The sequence below is a fragment of the Kitasatospora sp. NPDC096147 genome, assembly GCF_044763225.1.
In the GTDB taxonomy this organism is placed as follows: Bacteria; Actinomycetota; Actinomycetes; order Streptomycetales; family Streptomycetaceae; genus Kitasatospora.
Map to the genome: position 1 here is coordinate 1 of NZ_JBIWFX010000031.1, position 3550 is coordinate 3550.

The 3550-nt window shown below is 69.5% G+C and carries 2 protein-coding genes; both read right to left on the reverse strand.

Annotated features, from left to right (window positions below):
- Positions 1-1706: KGGVGR-motif variant AAA ATPase (locus ACIRBX_RS38550; protein WP_402305227.1), on the reverse strand; the 1706-nt coding region annotated here is incomplete at its 3' end.
- Between the two features lie 444 nt (positions 1707-2150).
- Positions 2151-3550: FxSxx-COOH system tetratricopeptide repeat protein (gene fxsT / locus ACIRBX_RS38555; RefSeq protein ID WP_402305226.1), on the reverse strand; the 1400-nt coding region annotated here is incomplete at its 5' end.

Sequence of the window (3550 nt, forward strand, 5' to 3'; positions counted from 1 at the left end):
GGAATGCCGTTGCGCAGCGCCTCGCGAGCCGCCTCGGCCGCCTCGTTCACCGAATCACCCACCTGCAGGCCGAGCCGGTTGGCCAACCCCGCCAGCGCGGTGGGGATCAGGTCCGTCTGCTCGGCGTCGATCCACCACACCAGGTCGTAGTGGGACATGTACCGGTGCGCGTACTCCAACGCCAGCTGGGTCTTGCCGACACCGCCGAGGCCGTAGAGGGTCTGCGGGGTGGGCAGCACCACCATCGGACCACTGACCAGACTGTCCCTCAGCTCCTCCAGCGCCCGGGCCCGGCCGGTGAAGGAGGGATTGCGCTGCGGCACCAGCCAGTAGGCCGGCTTGGTGCCGGGAAAGCGCGGGATGGTGACGTCCGGATCGGGCTCCGCGCTCTCCCGGCCCAGGGCGCGCAGCAGGATGGCGGCGGCCTGAGCCTCGTCCCGGCCGACCAGGTCGATCGGGTTGCGGCCGCTGAACGGCGCGGTGAGCCGGACATCGCCGACCCGGACGGGGACGATCTGCCGACGCGTCCCGGACGGGTCGAAGCCGCCCATCGAGTCCCACAACGCCCGGGCCTGAGGGGACCTCAGGTAGTCGGCCGAGAGCAACGCGACAGTCCGGAAGGCGGTGTCGATGCCCCGCTCGGTCTCCAGCCGGGTGTCCGCCCCGGCACCGATGTCCCGGGGCGCCACCCGGAAGCCGGCGCTCTCCAGCACGGCGGCGATCCAGTCCGCCCAGATCCGGTCCTCCGGCACGAAGGAGAGGTAGAGGTCGGCGGGAGCGGTCGGGCGGCGCCGGGTGAAAGCGTCCACCCAGCGCAGCCGGACCTCCTCGTCCACCGGCGGCAGCGAGGTGACCCGGCCGCGGGTGAGCATGGTGGTCAGCCGCTCGCAGGCGGCCAGCATCGAGGTCGGGATGCCGGTCTGATCGCCGAAGGTCGCCAGGATCTCCTCGTAGGCGTAGAACGGCCGGTACGGGATCTCCACCGAGCCCCAGTAGCCAGCCAGTTCCTCGTCGCTCAGCCCCTCGGGCAGGCCGGCGAACCACATCCGGGCCAGGGCCCGGCCGGCGTCCGCCTTCTCCTTCTCGCCCTCGTCGATCCGCATCGGCACCGGCAGGATCCGGATGCCGCGCTCGCGGTAGCGGTCGTTGATGTGCTGGGCGATCTTGGAGGCGCCCTCGATGCTCTGGTCGCTGAGGGTGAAGCAGACCACCAGGTCGTCCGGCATGTGCACGGTGCAGACCTCCGCGAGGTCGGACAGTCCGGTACGACTGTCGATCAGCACGTAGTCATAGCGGCGGCTCATGTCGCGCTTGAGCGCGTCGAAGAACTCGCCGCCTTCGAAGCGTTCGTAGAGCAGGTCCCAGTCCAGTCGGCCGACAACCTCCGAGTAGTCCCGGTTCAGCTCGCCGGCGGGGAGGAGGTCCAAGCTGCCACCGGGCGGGAAGCCCGACCAGGAGAGCGAGAGCACGTGCGGGCTCACTTGGGCCAAGTCCCGCTGCCAGCCCGGCGGGTGCTCGATCTGGCGGAGAGCCTCCTCCCGGTATTCGGTGATCAGGTCCATCATGCCGGTGGCACCGGCCAGTGCGCCCTGGTCCAGGAACGGGCGGAAGAACTTGGCCAGGCCGGGCGCCTCCAGGTCCCAGTCCACAGCGAGCACCCGGAAGCCGTTGGCGGCCAGGATCCAGGCCGTGTTCGCCAGCGCCATGGTGCGACCGGTGCCGCCCTTGTACGAGTAGAACGTCACCACCCGGCCTCCACGGTCCTCGGCGCCGGTCACCCCACTCCCTCCTGCCGGGGTGACCGCCTCGCCGCGCTGGCGGAGCCCCTCTGCCGGGCCGTTGGTCATCAGTGTCCTCCCCGAGATGGGCCGCAGAGCCACTCCTCATCATCCGGCGGCTGCGGCTGCGTCATGCTGAGCTCTTCCTTGCCGTCGGGCGGATCATCACCGTCGAAGCCGCCGCACGACCCGGCTGGGATGGGTCCGCGTCGCCGAGCACGGCTGGGCACCCTCAAGATCGGTGAGTGTCCGATCACCGGCCACGCAGTCCGGTTCCTCCTCGGCAGCAGGGCCGCACCCATTCCGTGCCCCCTTCCGGAGGGAACGGTGACTTGATGCCGCGACTACCTGGGTCCGGTTCCCCGCGCCACCTCAGAGGGGTTGGGTTTCGAGCTCGCGATCGATCCGCTTCCAGCCCCGGCAGGCGACCGTGTGAGGGTGCTCCTCCCCGAATCGGTGGAACAGTTCAACCAGGGCGCCCGCACGTAGCTCTGCTGCCTTGCCCGGGTCGGACTCGCGGAGGGTGATCGCAAGGTTCGAAGCGCAGACGACAGTGTCCGGGTGGCTGGGGCCGTAGCGACTCACCAGACCTGCGTGGGCTGCGCGTCCGAGCTCTTCGGCACTGCCGAGTTGACCGGCGTCGCCGAAGGCGTTGGCCAGGTTCGCCCTCGCGTTCAGAGTGAACGGATGATCAGCACCGAGCACCGAGCTCAGTGCGTCGACGGTGTGGCTGCCCCGGCGGATCGCGGCCTCCACGTCGCCGCTGCCCCGCAGGTAGATGCCGAGGTTGTTCTCGCAGGCCAGGGTGAACGGGTGCTCGTCGCCGAACAGTCGCCGGTAGCCCGCGTGAGCACTGGAGGCGAGGTCACGGGCGGCCTCCACCTCGCCGGAGGCGTGCTGATCGGCAGCCAGGTTCAGCGCGCAGGCGAGGCTCTCGGCGGCCTCCGGGCCGAAACGGGCGAGGTAGCGCTCGTATGCCTGCGCGCTGAGCTGCCGGGCCTCCCACAAGTGGCCTTCCCGACGCAACGACGCGGCGAGCGAGACGGCAGCCCGGAGACTCTCCGGAAGGTCGGGTTGAAGGACCTCGGCGAATTCATCGGTGACTTCGCGCAGCAACTCGATCGACCCCTTGAAATCACCGAGTTCGCGTAGGTCGCGGGCCAGGTGGGACTTGCTGACGAGGGTGTACACGTGCCTCGGGCCGAGCACGGCCTGTCGTCGGTCGTAGGTGTCCTGGTCGAGGTCGCGAGCGGCCATCGAGTCACCGACCAAGCGCTGGCCGACAGCCAGGTTGTTCACCATCGCGAGGGTACGCGCGTGATTGTCGCCGAACAGTTCGCGGAACCAGTTGAGGGTGTTCAGGTCGAGGTCGAGTGCCTCCTGGAAGCGGCCGAGCGCGCGCAGGTCGGCGCCGAGCGAGCCGGCCGTCATCAGGGTGGATGGGTGGTGCTCTCCCAGCAGCTCGCGCTGGCTGGCCAAGGTGCGCTCGTTCAGGGCCAGGGCATCCGCGAAGTTTCCCTGCGAACGCATCACGTTGCCGAGTTGGAAGTTGAGACCAAGGACCTGGCGACGCTGGTGCTGAGCCTCTGCCTCGTCGGTTTCGGTGCTCAGCCGGGTGGTCCAGGTGGTGTCCAACCGCTCGCCGAGAGACCTTGCTCGGTCGAACTCACCGCGTCGCCAGAGGTAGCGGACCCGGTCGATCAACAGCTCGCGGGTCTCCCGCTCGTCGCAGTCCTGGGCCCGGGAAGGTGTCAGGTGGGGCCAGATCTTCT